Here is a 21146-nt window from a genome sequence, read left to right as displayed (position 1 = left end):
CTCAGCAGCGCGGCAGCATCCAGTCGACCTCGGCCGGCCGGCCCTCGAGCTGCAGCGTCGCCGTCGCGGGCGCGCTGCGCGCGATCACGTTTCCGCGGCGCACCACCAGCCTTCGCGCGGCGCGCAGGCGAATCGCTTCCACCGGATCGCGCGCCTGCAGCAGCACCAGGTCGGCGGGATGGCCAACCGCGATGCCGTACTCGGCAAGGCCGAGCACCTTCGCGCCGTTGACCGTCACCGCGTCGAAGCACGCCCGCATCTGCGCCTGGGAGGTCATCTGCGCGACGTGCAGGCCCATCTGCGCGACCTCGAGCATGTCGCCCGAGCCGAGCGAGTACCACGGGTCCATCACGCAATCGTGGCCGAAGGCGACGTTGACGCCGGCGGCCATCAGCTCGGGCACGCGCGTCATGCCGCGCCGCCTGGGGTAGCTGTCGTGACGGCCCTGCAGCGTGATGTTGATCAGCGGATTGGCCACCGCATGCACCCCGGCCTCCGCGATCAGCGGGATCAGCTTGGAGGCGTAGTAGTTGTCCATCGAATGCATCGACGTGAGATGCGAGCCGGTGACCCGGCCGTGCAGGCCGAGCCGCTGCGTGTGGAAGGCCAGCGTCTCGATGTGGCGCGACAGCGGGTCGTCGCTCTCGTCGCAGTGCATGTCGACCGGGCGGCCCTGCTCGGCGGCCAGCTCGCACAGCAGCCGCACCGATTCGGCGCCGTCGGCCATGGTGCGCTCGAAGTGCGGGATGCCGCCGACCACATCGACGCCCATCTGCAGCGCACGCCGCAGGTTGGCCAGCGCGTTGGGCGAGCGCAGCACGCCATCCTGGGGGAACGCGACGAGCTGCAGATCGAGGTAAGGCGCGACGCGGCGCTTCACATCGAGCAGCGCCTCCACCGCCAGCAGCCGGTCATCGCAGACGTCCACATGCGAGCGGATCGCGAGCAGGCCCCTGGCGACTGCCCAATCGCAATAGCGCAGCGCGCGTTCGGCGATCGCTTCCTGTGTCAGCGTCGGCTTGAGCTCGCCCCACAGCGCGATGCCCTCGAGCAGCGTGCCGCTGCGGTTGACCCGCGGCAGGCCGTACGACAGCGTCGCGTCCATGTGGAAGTGGGCATCGACGAAGGGCGGTGACAGCAGCTGGCCGCCGCCGTCGACGAGCTCCGCGCCGGCCGGTGCGGGCAGCGAAGGGCCGATGCCGGCGATGCGGCCGTCCTGCACGAGCACGTCGATGCCGGTTCGACCGTCGGCCAGCGTGACGTCTCGAAAGAGCAGATCACCCATGTTCCGACTCTACGCCATGACCTCGCAGGTTATCGACGTGCTGCGAGCGGTTCGCGACCATGAGCGCAAGGCAAAGCATCTTCCACTCCACAAGGAGCCTCTCGTGAACGGCATCGACCTGCTTCCCCTCGCCGTGGGCCACATGATCGGACTGGGCGCCATCGGCTCGTGCATAGGCGTCGGCATCATGGGAAGCAAATTCCTCGAATCGTCGGCGCGCCAGCCGGAGCTGATGGACAGCCTGCAGACCAAGGTGTTCCTGCTGGTCGGCGTGCTCGATGGCGCGTTCATCATCGCCACCGGGATCGGGCTGTGGTTCGCGACGGCGAATCCGTTCCGCGGCGGCTGAGGCCTCACTTCGTGCCGAAGATGCGGTCGCCCGCATCGCCCAGGCCCGGCACGATGTAGCCGTGCTCGTTGAGCTGCCGGTCGACGGCGGCGACGTAGACGGGCACGTCGGGATGCTGGTCGTGGAAGTGCTGCAGCCCCTCCGGCGCGGCCAGCAGGCACACGAAGCGGATCGAGCGTGGCCGGGTCTCCTTCAGGCGATCGACCGCGGCCACCGCGGAGTTGCCGGTGGCCAGCATCGGGTCGAGCAGGATGGCGTCGCGCTCGTGCATGTCGGCCGGCATCTTGAAGTAGTACTCCACCGCGACCAGCGTCTTCGGGTCGCGGTACAGGCCCACGTGGCCGATGCGCGCGCCCGGCACGACATTGAGCATGCCGTCGAGGAAGCCGGCGCCTGCGCGCATGATGCTGACGAACACCGTCTTCTTGCCGTCGATGACCGGCGCCTGCATGGTCTCGAGCGGCGTCTCGATCTCGATCAGCTGCGTGGGCATGTCGCGCGTCACCTCGTAGGCCATCAGCATGCTGATCTCGTTGAGCAGGCGGCGAAAGCTGTTGGTGCTGCGGTCCTTCTGGCGCATCAGCGTCAGCTTGTGCTGGACCAGCGGATGAGTGATGTGGTGAACCGCGCTCGTCATCGGGACCTCCGGCAGGACGGGGCCAGCATACCTGTCCAAACCGGCCACCGGGGTGTAGATTGACCCGAGTCAGCCGACCGGGGAGCGTGCCATGCCCGAACAGCTCACCAAGCATCCCGACGTGACCCTGCAGGTGCTGCGCAGCGCCGGCGCGCAATGCGGCACCAAGGCGCCGCAGGAGATCCTCAAGGCTTGTCCCGCGGAGCGCTTTTGCAAGCTGCCGGGCGGCGAGATCTGTGTCTACGGCATCGCCGATGCGCCGAAGATGACGCAGTTCAGCGCGGCCGACTGGCAGGCGCTCGCCGCGGCCGCGCGAGTGCCCGGCGTGGCGGCGCCGCCGCCGAAGACCGGCAGCGGCACCGGCGGCGGCGCCTTCGACCCTCTGCTGGCGATGGCCAGCGCGCTGGCGCTGGTGCTGCTCGGCGCGGCCTTCGGCTGGAAGCTCAGGCGTCCTCCATGACCGCCTCGCTGGCGGCCGACGTGGTGCTGGTGCTGCACCTCGTGTTCATCCTCTTCGTCGCTTTCGGTGCCTCGCTGCTGTGGCGCTGGCCGCGCCTCGTGTGGCTGCACGGCCCGGCGGTGCTGTGGGGCGTGTTCGTTGAATGGTCCGGCACCGTGTGTCCGCTGACGCCGCTGGAGAACCGGCTGCGCACCTTGGCGGGCGAGCACGGGTACGCGGGCGGCTTCGTCGACCACTACCTGCTGCCGCTGATCTATCCGGCAGCGCTGACACGCGACATTCAGTGGGCGATCGCGGCGGCGGTGCTGGTGGTGAATGCCGTGTTGTATGGGCTGTGGCTGCGGCGCCGGTGAGTCGACCCCAGCCCTCAGAACACCGTTCCGTCGCTCTCGATCTGCACCGGCGGCGCGCCGTCGTCGCGCAGCTCCGCCGCGATCTGACGTCCCGCCGCCCAGGTGCCGCCCTCGAGGATGCGCGCCAGCGGCAGCTGCTCGGCCGTCAGCCCCAGCTCGTTGCGCACCAGCGGCGCGAGCTCGTCGATCAGCGCCACCGTCAGCGCGCGCCATTCGACCACCCAGGGGTCCTGGACCTTCAGCCGCTGCTGCAGCGCCTGCGGCTCGCGCGGCACGATGACCCCGGCATCGAGCAGCAGGCCGCCGTTGCGGTATTCGGGCAGTCCGGTCAGCGCATCGAGCTCGGTCACCTGCACGCCTGCCCCCTCGAAAGGCTCGAGCAGCGAGTAGGTGAGCCACTGCGACAGCTTGTGAAAGGGCACGTAGCCGGCGCTCGACCCCGTGCCCCCGGCCGCCGGGTGGCGCCACACGTCGCCCAGCGGCACGTCGCCGAGCACCAGCCCGTTCGGCCAGATGCTGCCGAAGGCTTCGAGCAGCGCACCCAGGATGCGTGGGGCGCTGACGTGGTGATGGCGCTGCGCGGACGGCGCGGGCCGGTGGTGGCGCAGCTTGGGCGCGTGTGCGTGGTAGGTCAGCGCATCGAACAGGTGGCCCGGCTGGCCGATGGACGTGAAGAGCTGGGGCTGGTCGCGCAACGCCACGCCGAGTTGGCGCAGGAGCTTGGCGCGACCGGCCAGCCCGACCAGCGGGTTGCCTTCGTCGACCTGGAAGACCTCGGCCAGCGCCTTGTCGTCCAGCCGCAGCAGGGCGGCTGCGTCGACCCGGCATGGATCGCCCGCATCGGACGAGAAGCGCCCCGCGACGAAGGCCCGGAAGGTGGCGACCGCCAGGCCCTCGGAACGGGTGAAGCGGTGCCCGGTCTCGCGCTCGAGATACGACCAGGACGCCCCCGCACCGGCATCGAGCAGCACGCTGACCAGCGTGAGATCGATGCACGAGCGCGCCACCGCGATCGAGCTGCGCCCGTGCCAGCATGACGCGAGCTCGCCCTTGCGATCGACGCCGCCCGCCTCGAAGTGGCGCCATCGGCTGTGGTAGGGGATCTTCAGCTCGGGGTAGCGCTCGCGCGTGACGCGGGCCACGCGACCCGCGACCGCCGGCAGGCGCGAGCGGTCGATCGTGAAGTGCTCCGAACGGCCGGCCGACGCGGCCGCGGCGATCAGCGCGCTGCGCTCGCGGATGGCCGACGGCGAGCGCAGCACGCGCACGGCTTCGTGCAGCGCCGCGTCGCCGGTGGAGAGGTCGTCACTCAAGGCCGCGCCCCTTCACGGCGGCGAGCTGGATGTCGTCCGGCACGCTGCCGTCGGTGAAATAGCCGGCGGCGATCTTGGCCTCGATCTCGACGCGCGCGTCGGCGGGAATCAGTGCATCGGGGATCTTGATCCGCTCGCCCACCTCGATGCCGCTGCCGGTGATCGCATCGAACTTGTCGTTGCTCATCGACACCAGCCGGTGGATCCGGCGGATGCCGAGCCAGTGCAGCACGTCGGGCATCAGCTCCTGGAAGCGCATGTCCTGCACGCCGGCAACGCACTCGGTGCGAAGGAAATACTTGTCCGCGCGATCGCCGCCTTCCTGGCGCTTGCGCGCGTTGTAGACCAGGAACTTCGTCACCTCGCCGAGGGCGCGGCCCTCCTTGCGGCTGTAGGCGATGAGTCCCACGCCGCCGGCCTGCGCACCCTTGATGCATTCCTCGATCGCATGGGTGAGGTAGGGACGGCAGGTGCAGATGTCGGAGCCGAAGACGTCGGAGCCGTTGCACTCGTCGTGCACCCGCGCGGTGAGCGTCACTTGCGGATCGGCGAGGTGGCGCGGGTCGCCGAAGATGTAGAGCGTCTGCCCGCCGATCGGCGGCAGGAAGACCTCGAGGTCGCTGCGCGTGACGAGCTCCGGGTACATGCCGCCGGTTTCCTCGAACAGCGCGCGCCGCAGCGCCGCCTCCGTGACGCCGAAGCGTTTGGCCACGCCGGGCAGCCACCACACCGGCTCTACCGCGACCTTGGTGACCACCGCCGAGCCGTCTTCCAGCAGCACGCGGCCGTCGGGGTGCAGGCGCTGGAAGGCGATCGCCTGTCTCACCTCGGGGAGGTGGATGTGCGCCTTGGTGACCGCGATCGTCGGTCGGATGTCGTAGCCCTGCTCGATGTACTCGGAGAAGACGTCGGCGACCGACGCGCCCCACGGATCGATGGAGACGATCTTGTCGGGCTCGCCCCACTGCAGGTGCGGCCCGATGAGGTCGGTGGGCGCCGTGTCGGTGAGATCGGCGCGGTGCCCGCGCACCAGGTTGCCTGCAGCCACCGCCAGCGCGCGGTACACGCCGTACGAGCCAGAGTGCGTGCCGATGACATTGCGCTGGCTGCGGTTGACCGTGGTGCCGACCACGGGTCCGCGCTCCATGGCCGAGGGCGCGCCCCACTGCAGCGCCGGCGCGCCGGTGGCGCCTTGGCCCGGGTGGGAGGTCAGCCGGATGTGCTTTGCACCCGGCATGCCGGCGGTATCGGAACCCATGAACTGCTCCGGAGCAGGGACCTGCCCATTGGACTACAACCGCAAGCTCATGTGCACGTCGTCGTGCAGCATGCCGTCGACGCAGATGGCGGCCGGCTCGCGCCCGTACACCACGAACCCGAGCGACTCGTACAGCGTCACCGCGGCCTGGTTGGCCGCGTACGCGGTCAGGTTGAGCTGGCGGATGCCCTCGGCGTTGCGCGCTAGCGCGATGACCGCCTCGAGCAGGCGCCGCGCAAGGCCCTGCCCGCGGTGCGTCGGGGCCACGAACACGCCCCAGACGAAGCCCTTGTGGCGCAGCTTGCGCATCTCCTCGCGGTGCCAGGCGGCCAGCCCGACGAGGTGGCCGTGATCGAAGGCGCCGACGATGGCGCGGTCGTCCAGCGGCTGCAGCCGCTCGGCCACCGTCGCCATCGGCGTGTCGCGCTCCTCTTCGTAGCTGGAGGCAAAGGCCACCGGGTCCTCCGCCAGGGCTTGCAGGCGCAGCGTCTGGAACGCCGCGGCGTCGGCAGGCGTGAGGATGCGGATGCGGATGCCCAGCGGAGGTTTCACGACGCAAGCGACTTGGTGATCGCCGGATTTTCGCCTTGCGGCGCGCTCGCGGGTGCTTCATTTGCGCCACAGGCACGCGACCGTTCGGCGACTCCAAAGCGCCGCTCGATCAGATCGTGCCGGCCAGGCGGATAAAAGTACCGGCCCGGTGCCTTTTCAGCGCGTGGGCGGCTGGGCTATCGTGTCGCGGTGAAGATCCTTCAACTCGTGCTGGCGCTGCCCTTCCTGCTCGCCATCGGCGTGGCCGCCCATGCGCTGCTGGCCCGCACGGTCAAGGCCGTGCTGTGGGCATGGTCGCCGCTGGCCACGGGAGAACCCGAGGCCGCGACCTACGAACGCCGCGTGTACCACACGTCCGATCGCCGCATGCTCGAGATCATCGGCGTGGCCGCGGCCGCCGGGCTGGTGATGTGGCTCGCGTTGCTGCTCGAATGGCCATGGCTGTGGGCCGCCGGCCTGCTGGTGCTGGGCGGTGCGGTGCTGCTCGACGTGCTGCGCTGGGAACGCGTTGCCGCCAGTGCCCACAACCTCTGGTTCCAGCGCGGCTATCGCAGCACCGTGCGCCAGGTCGCGCTCGAGAACATCCGCGACGTGTCGGTCGAAGAGAGCGAGGCTGGCGGCTTCACGCTGCGTCACGGCCGGCGCAACCGGCTCGTGCGGCTGTCGGTGCGCATGGTCGACAAGCGGGTCGTGGCCTTGCCCAAGACCGATGCGCACCGCGGCCTCGATGCGGTGGAAGCGGTCGCCAACCACCTGCGCATGCGCATGCAGCACCTGCGCGACCGCGACCGGGCGCGCAGCGCGAATCCCGCCGCCGCCGAGCCCGCCAAGGCGCAAGAAGCCGAGTTGCGTCGCGCGCTGCGCAAGCTGAGACAGAGCGCCGCGCAGCGGTCGCCGGGCCGGGTCGTTTCCTAGGGCGATCCCGGGTCGCGGAACGCCCGCAAGCGTGACCGCCGGTGTGACAATCGTCGGATGAATGCTTTGCTCCGCGATCCGGTTTCCCTCGCCGATGCCGTCACCGTGCACCGGCGCACCCTCATTGCAGGTGCGATGGCCCGCGATGGCGGCGGCATCGCCATCGTGCCCACCGCGCCGGAGCGGCAGCGCAACAGCGACAACGACTTTCCGTACCGCTACGACAGCCATTTCCACCATCTGACCGGCTTCACCGAGCCGCAGGCCTGGCTGGTGCTCACCAGCAGCGGACGCAGCACGCTGTTCTGCCGTCCCAAGGACACCGAGCACGAGATCTGGGACGGCTTTCGGCTCGGGCCCGAGGCGGCGCCGGCTGCGCTCGGCGTGGACGAGGCCTATCCCATCGGCGAGCTCGATACGCGCATGCCGCAGCTGCTGGCCAACCAGCACACGCTGTGGTTCCCGTTCGGCGTGCATGCAGAGCTGCCGGCGCGCCTGGAAGGCTGGCTGGCCGAAGTGCGGCGGCGCGGCCGCTACGGGGTCGAATCCCCGCAGTCGCAGCGCGACCTGGGCGTGCTGCTGGGCGAGATGCGGCTCATCAAGGATGCCGGCGAGATCGAGATCATGCGCCGCGCCGCGCGAATCTCGGCCGCCGGCCATTCGCGCGCGATGCGCTTCTGCGCCGAGCGATTCCGTGCCGGTGCGGCCAGCGTGCGCGAGTACGAGATCGAGGCCGAGCTGTTGCACGAATTCCGCCGGAACGGCGCGCAGAGCCCGGCCTACACCTCCATCGTCGCGGCCGGCGCCAACGCCTGCGTGCTTCACTACGCCGCGGGCGACGCACCGCTGCTTCCCGGAGAGCTGTGCCTGATCGACGCCGGCTGCGAGGTCGACGGCTATGCCAGCGACGTGACGCGCACCTTTCCGGCCACCGGCCGCTTCACCGCGCCGCAGCGCGAGCTGTACGAGATCGTGCTGGCGGCACAGAAGGCGGCCATCGCCGTCACGCGGCCGGGGGCGCGCCACCGCGACGCCCACGACGCGGCAGTGCGCGTTCTCGCCCAGGGCATGCTCGACAGCGGCCTGCTCGACCGCAACAAGGTGGGCGACGTCGATGCGGTCATCGAGAGCGCCGCCTACCGGCAGTTCTACATGCACGGCACCGGCCACTGGATCGGCCGCGACGTGCACGACGTGGGCGAGTACCTCGCGCTCGACGAGGCGCCCCTGGAGCAGCCCGACGGGCTCGGTGGCAAGGTGGTCAAGAAGCCGTCGCGCATCCTGCAGCCCGGCATGGCGGTGACGCTCGAGCCCGGCCTCTACGTGCGGCCGGCCGAAGGCGTGCCGCAGAAGTTCTGGCACATCGGCATCCGCATCGAGGACGATGCGGTCATCACGCCGCAAGGCTGCGAGCTGATCTCGCGCGACGCACCGGTCGAAGTCGACGACATCGAGTCATTGATGCGTTCGTAGGCGCGCGGCGCGCACGCCGTGGAACAGCGCCTCCTCGAACACGGAGTACCCCGAGAGATCGCTGTGCGCGAACGCGATCCGCCCCTGCGGCTCGGCCAGCGCCCGCAATGCAGCGCTGCTGCGCACGCCCGGTAGCGGGATGCTCATCGCGTGCCCATAGCGCATCAGATCGACCTGCCTGAGCTTTTCGGGCAGGTCGGGATGCGGCCCCGTGAGCGACGCGACGACCCGCGCCGACCACTCGTCCCATGAGCCCTCGAGCAGCGCGCGGCGCGAGGCCGGGTCCGAGCCCCACGACCAATAGGCGCTGAGCACCGTCGGCCCGGGATGCGGCCGCGTGCTCTGGTGCATGGCATCCACATACCCGAGGCCCGCGCCGCCGTACACCACGTTGTCCCAGGCCGGCGCCGCGCCGGGATGGTCGTCCAGTGCCTGGTCCAGGTGCAGATTGGCCACCAGCCACGGCGCATGGCGCATCTGCGAGGCGGCCGCCTGCAGCGCGGCGGGCGGCCGTTCGAGCAGGCGCAGCGACACGAACAGCGGCGTCGCCAGCACCACGCTCGGCGCGGTCCAGCGTTCGAGCTGCTGCGTGCGCTCGTTCCACAGATCCACGTCGATCTCGTGGCGGCGCTCGCCGATGCGCAGCGCCACCATCGCGGTGTGCAGTCGCTCGCCCAGCGGCGCGGCCATGCGCCCGGTCAGCCAGGCGTTGCCCTCGGGCCAGGTGAGCACCGCATCGCGCTCGCCGTCGTCCGACCCCGGTGCATGAAAGCCATGGCGGCTGGCGAAGTAGTGCAGCCCGGCCCAGGCCGACACTTCGCCGGCGCCGGCGCCGTAGTCGTCGCGGCAGCAGTAGTCGAGGTACCAGCGCAGCGCAGGGGCGTCGAGCTGCTGCGCATCGAGCCATCGGGAGAAGGTGACCGCGTCCAGCGCATCGAGCTCGGGGCGCCAGGCCGAACGGGCGGTGGGAATCGAGAAGGCGTGGTCGCGTCCGAGCGCGTGCACCTGCTCGCCGAAGCGCCGGTACTGCGCCAGCGTGGCGGCGCGCTCACCCTGCGGCAGGGCCTCGATCGGCGGCAGCAGTCCGTCGTGCCAGTGACCGTCGACGAACAGCCGTTCCTGCGGACTGTGGCAAAGATGGCGCTCGTCGTAGGCCGGCTGGCCGCCGGGGGTGGAGCGGCGCAAGCCCAGGTCGTCGAGCAGATCGATCACCTCGGTCGCGTGCGGTCCCGGCACCGGCAGGTAGTGCGCACCCAGCGGGCACGCCATGCCGGCGATGCGATGCCCGCGGCTGTTGCCGCCCGCGCTGTCCTCCAGGTCGAACACCTGCACATCGTCGACGCCGGCGCGCAGCAGGGCCCGTGCGCAGCCCAGACCCGCGACGCCCGCCCCGATGACGAGCACGCTGGCGCGCCGCTTCAGCGCCGGCGCGGGCAGGCTGCCGCTCTTGGTGTCGCGCAGCCGATGTCCGCGCGCATGCTGCGCGCCGACCCAGGCGCCGCCATGGCGCACAGCGGCCGGTCTGGAGCAGGCAGCCAGTGCCGCCGCGACCCCTGCGAGCCAGGCCCGCCGCGACCACATCAGTGAACCTTGCCCCACTCTTGCTCGAAGGTCTGCACCAGCACCTGGTTCGACAGGCGGTTCACCTCGGCCGGCACGCGCGCCATGTCGGGTGGGAAGCGGAACAGCGCCGGCAACCCGTCCGCATCCAGGAAGCGCAGCCCGGGCGGCAGCGCCGCCGGCGCGCGATACGGCCGGCGGCTCGCGACGATGAAGCCCCACTCGCCGAAGCTCGGCACGTGCGCGTGGTACGGCGTGGCCGTCAGACCCGTCGCCTCGATCGTGGCGGCCACCGTCCAGAAGCTCTTTCGCGCGATCAGCGGCGACGTGGTCTGCACGACGGCATAGCCGCCGGCGTTCAGGTGCTCGTCCACCAGCTGGTAGAAGCTGGTGGTGTACAGCTTGCCGATCGAGAAGTTGGTCGGATCGGGGAAATCGACGATGACGACGTCGAACAGCGCCGTGCTGCGTTCGAGCCAGGTGAACGCGTCGGCGTTCACGATGGTGAGCTTGCCCGAGCGCAGCGCATCGCCGTTGAGCTTGCGCAGCAGCGGCTGCTCGGCGAACAGCCGCGTGATGTGCGGATCCAGCTCCACCAGCGTGACCTGCTCGACGAGCGGGTGCTTGAGCACCTCGCGCACCGCCATGCCGTCGCCGCCGCCGAGCACCAGCACGCGCCGGACCGCACCGTGCGCGGCCATCGCCGGGTGCACCAGCGCCTCGTGGTAGCGGTATTCGTCGCGCGAGTGGAATTGCAGGTTGCCGTTGAGGAAGAGGCGCACCCCGGCCTGGCTGGAGGTGACCACCACCCGCTGGTAGGCGCTCGTCTCGCTGTAGACGATGTGATCGCCGTAGAAACGGTCCTCGGCCCAGCTGGTCACGCGATCGGCGCCGGCGAAAGCCGCCAGCAGCAAAGCCAGCGTGGCGGCGCAGGCGAGCGCGTGCGCGCGCAGCCGCCGCAGCTCGCCGCGGAACAGCCAGAGCGCCCACAGCGCGACGCCGCCGTTGAGCAGGCCGAAGAAGACGCCGGTGCGAATCAGCCCCAGCTGCGGCACCAGCAGCAGCGGGAATGCCACCGACACCGCCAGCGCGCCCAGGTAGTCGAAGGTCAGCACCTGCGACACCAGGTGCTTGAGCGCATAGCGCTCGCGGAAGTGGCGCTTGAGGATGCGCATCACCAGCGGGATCTCCAGCCCGACCAGCGTGCCGACGATCAACACCAGCGCGTACAGCGAGAAGCGGAACGACGGCGCGGCGAGCGTGTGCAGCGCGAACAGCGCCGCCGGCATCAGGCCTCCGACCAGGCCCACCAGAAGCTCGATGCGCAGGAAGTGGGCGACGAGCTGGCGCTCGAAGAACCGCGACAGGTACGAGCCGACGCCCATCGCGAAAAGGTAGGCGCCGATGACGGTGGAGAACTGCAGCACCGAATCGCCGAGCAGGTAGCTCGCGAGCGCGCCGGCGGCGAGCTCGTAGACCAGCCCGCATGCCGCGACGACGAACACCGACGCGAGCAGCGCCACTTCGGCAGGGCGGATGCGGGCTTCGGCGGCCGCGGCGGGAACGGCGGACATCGGATCAGGCCGCTGGCGGCAGCGGAGCTAGTGGATGGCGGCCGCCACGATGATGCCGATCGCGATCGCCATCGCCCCGACGACGATCGCCAGCGCCGTGTTCTTGCGCTCGACGATCTCGGCCCACAGGTTGTACGGCGTGACCTTGTCGACGATCAGGAAGCAGACCCAGAACACGAAGACGCCGATCAGCGCGTACAGCACCGAGCCGAAGAAGACGCTGGGTTTCAACCATTCGATGCCCATCATGATGAACGCTCCTGGTGAGTCGCGGCGGCTACTTGTGCCCGCCGCCGGTGGAAAAGCCGCCGTACGATCCGCCGCCGGTGCGCGATCCGCTGCGCTGGTTGGCCAGGCAGGTGCGGTATTCGGTGGACGCCTCGCCGTAGGTGTTGCGCAGCTCGCTGCAGTCGGCCGCGCCGCCGCCGCTGCTGCAGCGGAACATCAGCAGCAGCACGATGACGATGAAGACGATGATCGCCACCTTCATCAGCCGCGACATCTGCATCGTCGTCGGCGCGGCATCCCTCTGCATCGCCGCGCGCTGCTCGGGCGCGAGCTTGAAGGCGGCGATCACCTCGTCGGCGCTCAGGGTCTCGCCGGCGGACCAGACGATCTCCTGCGTGTCGCCGCTGCCGGTGCGCTCGCGGTTGAGCCGCTTCTTCGATGCGTTGCCGGTGCCGATGTAGTCGGTGTTGAAGGTGCGCTCGTGACGCGCCAGCCGCCAGTAGAACTCACCCAGGACGTAGGTGACCTGGCCGGTGTAGTCGTACAGCTTGCGATAGGTCACACCCTCGTGCTTCATGCCGTCGCCGGCCTTCTGCGGCGTGCCGGTGATGGGCGCGGTCCAGCTCCATCCGTCGTCGGCATCGACGAGGAAGGCGAAGCCTTCGGTGCGGTGGTACAGCAGGTACTCGCGCCAGAAGGTCTGCTCGTCCTCGTCGCTGTCGGGGATGTCGCAGCGCTCGACGTACCCGACCACCTGCCACGGCAGCGGCCGCTTCGCGGTCAGCGTGAGCGTGCCGATGCGCCCGAGCGGGATCTGCGGCTCCATGCCGTTGTCCTGCGCGAAATGCGCCAGGTCCGCGCCGATCCCTTGCGACACGTCGACCACCGCGTGGCACTGGTGGCAGACGATGGATTGCGTCGTCGCGAGCTTCACCTCCAGCGACGCGCCGCAGCTCGGGCATTCGATGCCGCGCGCCGACAGCGTCTTCTCGGCGCTGTCGGCCAGGCCGGTCATCGCGAGTTCGCTGATCGCCACCGAGCGGCCGATGGACCACTTCGGTGCCTGCGCATCGCTGTAGTCGAGCGTGCCCACCTCGCCGCGCGCGCTGCGCAGGTCCGCGACGACGAAGGCGCGCTCGGTGTGCGGCGCGAACGGCAGCTCGCCTTGCGCGGCGATCAGTCTGGCGGCGGTGACCGAGCCGACCGCGTAGGGCTGTCCTTCGACGACGAGCTGCTGCCCCGGCTGCAGGCTTTCGGCACGCGGCGGTGCCTGCGTGAGTGGCGCATCGAAGGCCATCACGTAGCGGCCGTTGTCCTCCGACAGCCAGGCGCTGCGGCCGTTGTCGAACAGCGCGTGCCACTCGTTCCAGGTGCCGTCGCGGTAGCGGTACTGCAGGCGACCGACCAGCGTGAAGGCGGCGCCCTGGTGCGTGCCGCCGGCGCCCAGCTGCAGCGGCGAATGGTCGTCGAACAGCTCGGCACTCTGGCCGATGCGCCGCAGTGCGTCGCCCTCGCGGACGATGGTGCTCTTGCAGAAGCTGCAGACGGCGAAGGCGGACGCCGGCGAGCGGAAGTCGACCGGCGCGCCGCAGTTCGGGCACGCGGCGCGGTAGCTGCGCTGAGGAGGCGACTCGGTGGCCAAAGACGTCAGTGCGGACGGTCGCGGCTCACACCAGCTTCTTCAGCAGCTCGGCCTTCTTCGAATCGAACTCCTCCTGGGTCAGGATGCCCTTGGCCTTGAGGTCGGCGAGCTTCTCGATGGTCGCCATGACCTCCTCGGGCTTCACGCCGGCCGGCGCCGCCGGGGCGGCCGCGGGCTGCGCGCCCTGCAGCCCCTGGTTGAGCTGGTTGGCCATGACCTGGCCCAGCGCGACGCCGGCCCCAAGCCCCATGGCATCGCCGACCACGCCGCCCTGGCCAGCGCCCTCGGCGAACTTGGGCATGCTCTGCGCCGTCTGGTACTGCATGAACTTGCTCATGTCGCCGACCATGCCCATGCCGATCTTCTGGTCGAGGATCTTCTGCAGCTCCTCGGGCAGCGAGATGTTCTGCAGCGTGACGCCTTCGAGCTTGAGGCCGATCACCTCGAACGACGGCGCCGTGGCCAGGCGCAGCTGGTTGGCGAACTCCACCTGGTTGGCCGCGAGATCCAGGAAGGCCAGCCCGCTGCCGGCCACCGCGTCGGAGATGTGCTGCAGCATCAGCGCACGCAGCTGCCCGTCGAGGTCGCCCACCGTGTAGATGTCGCGCGTGCCGGAGATCTGCTGGTAGAAGAGCTTGGGATCGGCGATGCGGTAGCTGTAGTTGCCGAATGCGCGCAGGCGCACCGCGCCGAAGTCCTTGTCGCGGATCGTCACCGGCTGCGTCGTGCCCCAGCGCTGGTCGATCTGCTGGCGCGTGCTGAAGAAATAGACGTCGCTCTTGAACGGGCTCTGGAACAGCTTGTCCCAGTTCTGCAGGTAGGTGAGGATGGGCAGCGTGTTGGTGTTCAGCGTGTAGCGCCCGGGGGCGAAGACGTCGGCCACCTTGCCTTCGTTGACGAAGACGGCCATCTGCGATTCGCGCACCGTGAGCGAGGCGCCGTACTGGATCTCGTTGCCGGCCATCGGATAGCGCCAGGCCAGCGTTCCGTCGCCCGACTCGGTCCACTCGAGAACGTCGATGAACTGTTTCTTGATGAAATCCATCAGCGCCATGGCGTATCCCCTTCGTCGTGAACCGGAACCCCCGGGTGCGGCGAATAATACGACGCAGGCATTCAACGAAGACGGGAGCCAGAGGTGAGCGCGAATCCGACACTGAGCTTGGCCGTCGTCGGCGCGGGACCCGTCGGACTGACGCTGGCGCTGCACGCGGCGCGGGCGCTGCCGCAGGCGCGCGTGACGGTGTTCGACGCCCGGCCGGCCGAGAAAGACGTGTCCGGCGATCCACGAACGCTGGCGCTGTCGCTGGGCAGCGTGCAGCTGCTGCAGCGCGTGGGCGCCTGGAACGCCGACGCGGCGCAGCGCATCCTCGAAGTGCACGTGTCGCAGCAGCCGCCGTCGCTGCCCGCCATGCTGGGCGGCTGGCTCGGCGAGCCCGAGGTGCGCATCCGCGCCATCGACGAGGCGGTGCCGATGCTGGGCGCGGTGATGAGCTATGGCGCCATCGTCGCGCCGCTGCAGGCGGCGTGGATGGCCGCCGCGCAGGCCGAGCCCGGGCGCCTGGGCACGCGCTTCGGCACGCCGGTGACGGCCATCAAGCCGATGGCCAGCGGCGTCGAGGTCGATGCGGGGATCGCCGAGCGCTTCGATCTGGCGGTGGTGGCCGAAGGCGGTGTGTTCTCCGACCAGGTGCGCAAGGCGGTCAGCCACGACTACCACCAGACTGCGTGGGTCGGCACCGCCACGCTGGCGTCGGCGCGCCCGGGAGTGGCCTACGAGCGCTTCACGCGCCAGGGGCCCGCCGCGCTGCTGCCGCTGAAGGACGGCCGAGCCGGACTGGTGTGGTGCGTCAACAGCGATGACGACCCGGTGGCCGAGCTCAGCGACATCCAGCGGCTGGCCGTGCTCAACACCGTGTTCCACCCCGAGGTCGGGCCCCTCGCCGCTCTGTCGCCGTTGAAGCGCTTTCCGCTCGGGCTGAACGCCGAGCGCAGCCTGACCGAAGGCCGCACCGTGCGCATCGGCAATGCGGCGCAGACCTTGCACCCGGTGGCCGGCCAGGGGTTGAACCTGGGCCTGCGCGATGCGTTCGAGCTGGTGCGCGCGCTGTCGCGCTCGAGCGACCTCGACGCCGTGCTGCGGCGGCTCGAATGGAAGCGCGGGCCGGATCGCTGGGCGATGATCGCCGCCACTGACTTTCTGGCGCGCAGCTTCACATGGCAGCTGCCGGGTGCGGGCGCGGCGCGCGGGCTGGGGATGGCGGCGCTGCAGGCGCTGCGGCCGGTGAAATCGGCGCTGGCGCGGCAGATGATGTTCGGCAGCCGGTAACGCCGCTCAATCGACTTCGTCGCGCAAGCGCAGCCGCTTGCAGCTCGGGTGCTGGTACCACTGCGTCTGCGCGCACTGCGTCTGCATGCATCGGTACAGCGAGAACTGCGTTCGGTCGCCGCACAGGTCGCGCGGGCCTTTGGCTTGTTGCGCCGTGCGCGGGGCGGCGGCCGACGTCTTGGCCGGCGGGGCGGCCCGCGCGGTGGGGGCGCGGGTGCCTGAGCCTGCCACCGTATTGCGCGTGCCGGGCCTGGCGGCCGGCGCCTCCCGGGTGGCGGCGGTGTCGGCCGCGGCGGTGGTGACCGGCGGCGCCACGGCGGCCGGCTCGACCGGTGGCGGAGCGACCGGTGCGGGTGTCGACGGCATGGCGGGCGGGGCCTGTGTGGACGGTGCCGGCACGGCGGCCGTGGGGGCCTGGGGCAGTGTCACGTCGGCGGCCGACGCTGCTGCGGCAGTGGCGGAAGGCGCAGCCGGCTGCGGGGCCGTCTGCACGGCCGGGGCCGGCGTCGGTGCGGGCTTCTGCGCGGGTTTCGCCTCCGGTGCGCGCGGAACGGCCGGCACGTTCGCCGTGAGCCCATCGTCCTTGGCGGCCCGGGCGAACGCCGATTGGGCGTCGACCGCCCGCTGCTGCTGGTCCAGGTACCACAGGCCGGCGCCGACCGCGCCGATCAGCAGCAGGGCCATGCTCCAGGCGACCCGGCGGCGGCGCCGCCGCGCCGCTTCGCGAAAGCCGAGCACCGCGTCGGGCGGGATGGCGCGGTAGTCGCCGGGACGCGCGTTCAGCCCCTCGGCCTGCTCCTGCTGCGTGGCCGACTCGCCGAAGACCGGCTCGTCCTCGCGGTTCGTGTAGGTGCCGTGGTCGAGCGGCGGCGCGGCGTAGCCGAAGGCCGGCACCGTGTCGCCCTCGTCGTCCGGCGCGCTTCGCAGGGGGGTGTCGCGCACCGGTGTGTCCCGTACCGGCGTGTCTCGCACCGGTGTGTCTCGCACCGGCGTGTCGCGCACCGGTGTGTCGCGCACCGGTGTGTCTCGCACCGACGCCGGGCGCGCGGCTGCCGGTGGCGCGAACGTGGGTGCAGCGGTGGCCGCCGGCCGGGCCGGCAGATCGAGCGGGACGTCGACCTTGGCCACCGGAGCGACCTTGGGCGCCGGCGCCGGCGCTTCGGGCTCGAGAGTCGGCTCGTCGTCGTTCGTGATGCGTCCCCAGCCGGTCTCCACCGGCTCGGGCTCGCCTTCGCCGTCGACAGCCGCAGGATGGTCGTCGAGCAGGGCGCGGAACTCGGCAACGTTCTGCGGCCGGTCTTCGGGGCGGGGCGAAAGGGCCGCATCGATGGCGGCGACGAAGGACGCGCTGAAGTGCCGCGTGGGGTCGGCCTCCTGCAGGCGCGCCACCAGGCGCGCAATCGGCTCGTCGGCCGGCAACGTGCGCAGCGCGGCGGGCGGCGGAAGCTGCCCGCTGATGCAGTAGCGCACCACCGAGGCCAGCGCGTACAGGTCGGTCCACGGGCCGATGGGCCGGTTCACCGCGGGCTGGGTCTGCTCGAGCGGGGCGAACGAAGGCGCCAGCAGCGTCATCAGGGCGCGCGCCTGGTCGCCGACGATGGCGCGTCGCGCCGCGCCGTAGTCCATCAGCACGGGCCGGTCGTCGGGCATCAGCAGGATCTTCGACGGCGTGATCTCGCGGTGAATGCAGCCGGCCTCGTGCAGCATCGCCAGCGGCTCCAGCAGGCCGTCGAGCAGTGCGCGCAGAGATGCCTCGTCGGGCGGGTTGTCCATCGACTGGCGAAGCTTCAGCAGCGGCGTGCCCGGGTAGTACGGCATGGCCCGGTACACCGTGCCGTTGCTCTCCCAGTGGCGCAGCACGTGCACCAGAGAGGGGTGGTCGCAGCGCGCCAGCAACTGGGCCTCCTCGATGAAGGCGCGGCGTCCACGCTCGAAGGGCTCGGCGTGCGAGCCGGCGCGCAGCCGCACCTGCGCGCCGTCGTCGCCGCGCACGGCCAGCGTGTCGGGCAGGTATTCCTTGATCGCCACGCGGCGCTGCAAGCCGAGGTCGGTGGCCAGGTAGACCAGTCCGAACCCGCTGGCGCCGATGACGCTGTCGATGCGGAATTCGTCGAGACGCGAGCCGGGCGCAAGCGCGTCGTCGCGGGCGGGTGCGGATGGAGTGTCGATGGGGGAAGGGGTTTTGGCCCGGGGCGCCGGGGAATCGGTCCGTGGGAGGGATTTCATCAATGCAACCTCGGGTACTGCGAGGCCAGCTTAAGCGGTGCGCCGGGCGGGCGTCTGTACGCGTTTGTGATGTTTGGCGCTTGCCGTTGCACCTGGGTCCAACCTGGCAAAGGCTATGCTTGCCCGCTTCGCAAAACAGGCCTCGGACCTCGGAACAGCAAACCGTGTTCCCAGGCACTCAACGCATTGCACCGGCATGTCGACGACAGTCTTCCTGAAGCTGCTCGCCATCTTCGTCATCGTCGGCATCGGCTGGGTGGCCGGGCGGCTGCGCTGGCTGGGCGAAAACGACCCAGCGCGCACGCTGTCGAACGCCGCCTTCTACATCTTCATCCCGGCGTTGCTGTTTCGCACCACCGCGCGGGTCGACTTCCGCACGCTGCCCTGGGCCACGCTGGCCGCCTTCTTCGTGCCGGTGCTGCTGATGCTCGGCCTCGTGTACATGTGGCAGCGGCGCTGGAACCGCGGCCGCCGGCTCCCCGCGGCGGCGCCCAGTGTCCGGGCCATCTCGGCGACCTTCGGCAACACGCTGCAGATCGGCGTGCCGATGGTCACCGCGCTGTTCGGCGAAGCCGGACTGGCGATCCACATCGCGCTGATCAGCCTGCACGCGCTGACGCTGCTGACCGTGCTCACCGCGCTGGTCGAACTGGACCTGGCGCGCGAGCGTCGGCGCACCGGCCACGCGCAGACCCATCTGCTGCACACGCTCGGCCAGACGGCGCGCAACACCATCATCCATCCGGTGGTGCTGCCGGTCCTGGCCGGCCTGGTGTGGAACGCGCTGCTGCCCCCGTTGCCACCCATCGTCGACGAGACGCTCGCCACCATGGCCGAGGCGGTGGTGCCGCTGTGCCTGGTGCTGATCGGCATGTCGCTCGCCTACTACGGCGTGCGCGGCGCGGCCAAGGGCGCGATCGCGCTGTCGGTGCTCAAGCTGCTGGTGCTCCCCGCCGTGGTGCTCGTCATCGGACATTGGGGCATGGGGCTCGACGGCCTCGCACTGGCAGTGGTCGTGATGGCGGCATCGCTGCCGGTGGGCTCCAACGCGCTGATCTTCTCGCAGCGCTACGAGACGCTCGAGGCCGAAGCCACGGCTGCGATCGTCTTGTCGACCTTCGCGTTTGTACTGACGGCGCCGTTCTGGCTCACGGTATTGAACTTGCTGATGAGCTCCGGCTGAGTCGTCCGACAGCGTTCGAGATGTCGCTCAGGTGACCTAGACCACTTGCGATTTCCCTGAGAAGAATCGCACGAAAGCGGGCTTATCATCCCGCCCTCGCTGCTCACAAGGCGGCTCTCCACCGTTGTCCCCGCAACCTTTCAGGACCACCCGATGAAAACACGCGGCTTCACTCTTCAGGCGCTCGTCGCCGGTGCGCTGCTCGCAGCGGCTGGATCGGCCCTCGCCGCCAAGACGCTGGTCTACTGCTCCGAAGGCAGCCCAGAAGGCTTCAACCCGCAGTTCTTCACCACCGGCACCACCCTCGATGCCTCCTCGGTGCCCATGTTCAACCGGCTGGTGCAGTTCGAGCTCGGCACGACCAATGTGGTGCCCGCACTGGCCGAGAGCTGGACCGCCTCGCCCGACGGCCTGACCTACACCTTCAAGCTGCGCAAGGGCGTCAAGTTCCACAGCAACGACAAGTTCAAGCCGACGCGCGACTTCAACGCCGACGACGTGCTGTTCTCGTACAACCGGATGGCCGATCCGAACCATCCGTTCCACAAGACTTCGCCGGGCCAGACCTACGCGTATTTCGAGGACATGGCCGTGAAGGACGTCGTCGACCGCGTCGAGAAGGTCGACCCGATGACGGTGCGCTTCGTGCTGAAGAAGCCGGAAGCGCCGTTCATCGCGAACATGGCGATGGACTTCGCGTCCATCCACAGCGCCGAGTACGCCGAGAAGATGGCTGCGGCCAAGACGCCCGAGGTCATCGACCGCGAGCCCATCGGCACCGGCCCGTTCCAGTTCGTGAGCTATCAGAAGGACGCGGTGATCCGCTACAAGGCTTTCGACCAGCACTGGGACGGCCGCCCGAAGATCGACAACCTCGTCTATGCCATCACCACGGACGCGTCGGTGCGCTACGCGAAGCTGAAGGCCGGCGAGTGCCACGTGATGGCGTTCCCGAAGCCCGCCGACGTGCAGCTGATGAAGGACGATCCGAACATCAACCTCGTGCAGGCGCCGGGGCTGAACGTCGGCTACCTCGCCTTCAACGTCGAGAAGAAGCCGTTCGACAACAAGCTGGTGCGCCAGGCGCTGAACATGGCCGTCAACAAGAAGGCCATCCTGGACGCGGTGTACCAGGGCGCCGGCCAGGTCGCGAAGAACCCGATTCCCCCCACGCTCTGGTCGTACAACGACAAGGTCACCGACTATCCCTACGACGTCGCCAAGGCCAAGGAGCTGATGGCCAAGGCGGGCCTTGCCGGCGGCACCGAAGTGGAGCTGTGGTATTTGCCGGTGACGCGTCCGTACAACCCCGACGGCAAGCGCATGGCCGAGCTGATCCAGGCTGACTGGGAGAAGATCGGCGTCAAGACCAAGCTGCTGACCTTCGAGTGGGGCGAGTACCGCAAGCGCAGCAAGGTCGGCGAGCAGCATTCCATGATGTTCGGCTGGTCGGGCGACAACGGCGATCCCGACAACTTCTTCGCCAACCTGCTGAGCTGCCCGGCCGTCAAGGGCGGCGGCAATGTCGCGCGCTGGTGCAGCAAGGAGTTCGACGACCTGATCCAGAAGGCCAAGGCGGTGCCCAAGCAGGCCGAGCGCGCCGCCGCCTATGCCAAGGCGCAGGAGATCGTCAAGGAAGAGGCGCCGTGGATCACGATCGCCCACTCGGTGCGCTTCGACCCGGTGCGCAAGGAGGTCAAGGGCTACAAGATGGATGCCACCGCGCATCACTACTTCAACAAGGTCGACCTGACGTCGACCAAGTAGGAAGCAGCCAGCCCACGATGGGGGTGCGTTTCAGGCGCGCCC

At 69.9% G+C, this 21146-nt stretch carries 19 protein-coding genes; 8 read left to right on the top strand and 11 right to left on the bottom strand.

What is annotated here, in order from left to right; all coding sequences use genetic code 11:
* Window position 1: 1 nt before the first annotated feature.
* Window positions 2-1285 carry an amidohydrolase family protein gene (locus P7V53_RS29995; protein ID WP_280153132.1) on the bottom strand — a complete coding sequence of 428 codons (1284 nt, stop codon included), beginning with the start codon at window positions 1283-1285 and terminating at the stop codon, window positions 2-4.
* A gap of 103 nt (window positions 1286-1388) precedes the next feature.
* Between P7V53_RS29995 and atpE the strand changes: the two genes are divergently transcribed.
* The gene (atpE, locus tag P7V53_RS29990) at window positions 1389-1634 is read left to right on the top strand and encodes a F0F1 ATP synthase subunit C (RefSeq protein ID WP_280153131.1); all 246 of its coding nucleotides are present in this window, start codon (window positions 1389-1391) and stop codon (window positions 1632-1634) included.
* A 4-nt stretch (window positions 1635-1638) separates the two neighbouring features.
* Here atpE and upp read toward each other — a convergent pair whose 3' ends face one another.
* Window positions 1639-2271 (bottom strand): uracil phosphoribosyltransferase, encoded by a 633-nt coding sequence (upp, locus tag P7V53_RS29985; RefSeq protein ID WP_280153130.1) that lies wholly within the window; start codon window positions 2269-2271, stop codon window positions 1639-1641.
* Window positions 2272-2362: 91 nt separating this feature from the next.
* Here upp and P7V53_RS29980 point away from each other — a divergent pair, with 91 nt between their 5' ends.
* Entirely contained in the window at window positions 2363-2731 is a 369-nt protein-coding gene (locus P7V53_RS29980) for a hypothetical protein (RefSeq protein ID WP_280153129.1), read from the top strand.
* Window positions 2728-3084: a DUF2784 domain-containing protein gene (locus P7V53_RS29975; RefSeq protein WP_280153128.1), complete on the top strand. Its 357-nt coding sequence runs from the start codon at window positions 2728-2730 to the stop codon at window positions 3082-3084. Before P7V53_RS29980 ends, P7V53_RS29975 begins: the two co-directional genes overlap by 4 nt.
* A 14-nt stretch (window positions 3085-3098) precedes the next feature.
* On the opposite strand, the gene P7V53_RS29970 is transcribed toward P7V53_RS29975, so the two are convergent.
* The 3 genes from P7V53_RS29970 to P7V53_RS29960 are packed head-to-tail and all read right to left on the bottom strand — an operon-like array spanning window position 3099 to window position 6207.
* Window positions 3099-4397: a URC4/urg3 family protein gene (locus tag P7V53_RS29970; RefSeq protein WP_280153127.1), complete on the bottom strand. Its 1299-nt coding sequence runs from the start codon at window positions 4395-4397 to the stop codon at window positions 3099-3101.
* On the bottom strand, window positions 4390-5655 hold the full coding sequence (locus tag P7V53_RS29965) for a GTP cyclohydrolase II (protein ID WP_280153126.1): 1266 nt from the start codon (window positions 5653-5655) through the stop codon (window positions 4390-4392). Before P7V53_RS29965 ends, P7V53_RS29970 begins: the two co-directional genes overlap by 8 nt.
* 33 nt (window positions 5656-5688) lie before the next feature.
* A complete protein-coding gene (locus P7V53_RS29960; protein WP_280153125.1) occupies window positions 5689-6207 on the bottom strand; it encodes a GNAT family N-acetyltransferase in 519 nt (172 codons plus the stop codon).
* Between the two features lie 189 nt (window positions 6208-6396).
* On the opposite strand from P7V53_RS29960, the gene P7V53_RS29955 reads away from it, so the two are divergent.
* Both P7V53_RS29955 and P7V53_RS29950 read left to right on the top strand, forming a co-directional pair.
* Window positions 6397-7122 carry a hypothetical protein gene (locus P7V53_RS29955; protein ID WP_280153124.1) on the top strand — a complete coding sequence of 242 codons (726 nt, stop codon included), beginning with the start codon at window positions 6397-6399 and terminating at the stop codon, window positions 7120-7122.
* A gap of 57 nt (window positions 7123-7179) precedes the next feature.
* Window positions 7180-8595 (top strand): aminopeptidase P N-terminal domain-containing protein, encoded by a 1416-nt coding sequence (locus P7V53_RS29950; RefSeq protein ID WP_280153123.1) that lies wholly within the window; start codon window positions 7180-7182, stop codon window positions 8593-8595.
* Here the strand turns inward: P7V53_RS29950 and P7V53_RS29945 are convergent.
* Genes P7V53_RS29945 through P7V53_RS29925 form a run of 5 tightly spaced genes read right to left on the bottom strand, consistent with a single transcriptional unit; the run spans window position 8578 to window position 14653 of the window.
* Complete coding sequence (locus tag P7V53_RS29945; RefSeq protein WP_280153122.1) at window positions 8578-10176, bottom strand: FAD-dependent oxidoreductase; 1599 nt, start codon at window positions 10174-10176, stop codon at window positions 8578-8580. The two genes, P7V53_RS29950 and P7V53_RS29945, sit on opposite strands and share 18 nt — an antisense overlap.
* On the bottom strand, window positions 10176-11729 hold the full coding sequence (locus tag P7V53_RS29940; protein ID WP_280153121.1) for a polyamine aminopropyltransferase: 1554 nt from the start codon (window positions 11727-11729) through the stop codon (window positions 10176-10178). Before P7V53_RS29940 ends, P7V53_RS29945 begins: the two co-directional genes overlap by 1 nt.
* Before the next feature lie 27 nt (window positions 11730-11756).
* On the bottom strand, window positions 11757-11975 hold the full coding sequence (locus tag P7V53_RS29935; protein ID WP_280156648.1) for a DUF350 domain-containing protein: 219 nt from the start codon (window positions 11973-11975) through the stop codon (window positions 11757-11759).
* A 31-nt stretch (window positions 11976-12006) separates the two neighbouring features.
* Window positions 12007-13599, bottom strand: a complete 1593-nt coding sequence (locus tag P7V53_RS29930; RefSeq protein ID WP_280153120.1) for a DUF4178 domain-containing protein — start codon at window positions 13597-13599, stop codon at window positions 12007-12009.
* Window positions 13600-13624: 25 nt separating this feature from the next.
* Window positions 13625-14653 carry an SPFH domain-containing protein gene (locus tag P7V53_RS29925; protein ID WP_280153119.1) on the bottom strand — a complete coding sequence of 343 codons (1029 nt, stop codon included), beginning with the start codon at window positions 14651-14653 and terminating at the stop codon, window positions 13625-13627.
* Between the two features lie 84 nt (window positions 14654-14737).
* Between P7V53_RS29925 and P7V53_RS29920 the strand changes: the two genes are divergently transcribed.
* The gene (locus P7V53_RS29920) at window positions 14738-15928 is read left to right on the top strand and encodes an FAD-dependent monooxygenase (RefSeq protein ID WP_280153118.1); all 1191 of its coding nucleotides are present in this window, start codon (window positions 14738-14740) and stop codon (window positions 15926-15928) included.
* Between the two features lie 6 nt (window positions 15929-15934).
* On the opposite strand, the gene P7V53_RS29915 is transcribed toward P7V53_RS29920, so the two are convergent.
* Window positions 15935-18154 carry a serine/threonine-protein kinase gene (locus P7V53_RS29915; RefSeq protein WP_280153117.1) on the bottom strand — a complete coding sequence of 740 codons (2220 nt, stop codon included), beginning with the start codon at window positions 18152-18154 and terminating at the stop codon, window positions 15935-15937.
* Window positions 18155-18350: 196 nt separating this feature from the next.
* Here P7V53_RS29915 and P7V53_RS29910 point away from each other — a divergent pair, with 196 nt between their 5' ends.
* The gene (locus P7V53_RS29910) at window positions 18351-19337 is read left to right on the top strand and encodes an AEC family transporter (RefSeq protein WP_280153116.1); all 987 of its coding nucleotides are present in this window, start codon (window positions 18351-18353) and stop codon (window positions 19335-19337) included.
* Window positions 19338-19490: 153 nt separating this feature from the next.
* Window positions 19491-21104 carry an ABC transporter substrate-binding protein gene (locus P7V53_RS29905; protein ID WP_280153115.1) on the top strand — a complete coding sequence of 538 codons (1614 nt, stop codon included), beginning with the start codon at window positions 19491-19493 and terminating at the stop codon, window positions 21102-21104.
* Window positions 21105-21146: the final 42 nt, after the last annotated feature.

The sequence above is a fragment of the Piscinibacter sp. XHJ-5 genome, from assembly GCF_029855045.1.
Lineage (GTDB): Bacteria > Pseudomonadota > Gammaproteobacteria > Burkholderiales > Burkholderiaceae_C > Albitalea.
The sequence above is the reverse complement of the archived record's forward strand: the minus strand, read 5'-3'. Positions and strand labels throughout refer to the sequence as shown.

What these genes read in the sequence shown, in the direction of transcription:
- P7V53_RS29995 (WP_280153132.1), bottom strand. Translation starts at nt 1,285, where the DNA reads ATGGGTGATCTGCTCTTTCGAGACGTCACGCTGGCCGACGGTCGAACC.
- upp (WP_280153130.1), bottom strand. Translation starts at nt 2,271, where the DNA reads ATGACGAGCGCGGTTCACCACATCACTCATCCGCTGGTCCAGCACAAG.
- P7V53_RS29980 (WP_280153129.1), top strand. Translation starts at nt 2,363, where the DNA reads ATGCCCGAACAGCTCACCAAGCATCCCGACGTGACCCTGCAGGTGCTG.
- P7V53_RS29975 (WP_280153128.1), top strand. Translation starts at nt 2,728, where the DNA reads ATGACCGCCTCGCTGGCGGCCGACGTGGTGCTGGTGCTGCACCTCGTG.
- P7V53_RS29965 (WP_280153126.1), bottom strand. Translation starts at nt 5,655, where the DNA reads ATGGGTTCCGATACCGCCGGCATGCCGGGTGCAAAGCACATCCGGCTG.
- P7V53_RS29950 (WP_280153123.1), top strand. Translation starts at nt 7,180, where the DNA reads ATGAATGCTTTGCTCCGCGATCCGGTTTCCCTCGCCGATGCCGTCACC.
- P7V53_RS29945 (WP_280153122.1), bottom strand. Translation starts at nt 10,176, where the DNA reads ATGTGGTCGCGGCGGGCCTGGCTCGCAGGGGTCGCGGCGGCACTGGCT.
- P7V53_RS29940 (WP_280153121.1), bottom strand. Translation starts at nt 11,729, where the DNA reads ATGTCCGCCGTTCCCGCCGCGGCCGCCGAAGCCCGCATCCGCCCTGCC.
- P7V53_RS29935 (WP_280156648.1), bottom strand. Translation starts at nt 11,975, where the DNA reads ATGGGCATCGAATGGTTGAAACCCAGCGTCTTCTTCGGCTCGGTGCTG.
- P7V53_RS29925 (WP_280153119.1), bottom strand. Translation starts at nt 14,653, where the DNA reads ATGGCGCTGATGGATTTCATCAAGAAACAGTTCATCGACGTTCTCGAG.
- P7V53_RS29915 (WP_280153117.1), bottom strand. Translation starts at nt 18,154, where the DNA reads ATGAAATCCCTCCCACGGACCGATTCCCCGGCGCCCCGGGCCAAAACC.
- P7V53_RS29910 (WP_280153116.1), top strand. Translation starts at nt 18,351, where the DNA reads ATGTCGACGACAGTCTTCCTGAAGCTGCTCGCCATCTTCGTCATCGTC.
- P7V53_RS29905 (WP_280153115.1), top strand. Translation starts at nt 19,491, where the DNA reads ATGAAAACACGCGGCTTCACTCTTCAGGCGCTCGTCGCCGGTGCGCTG.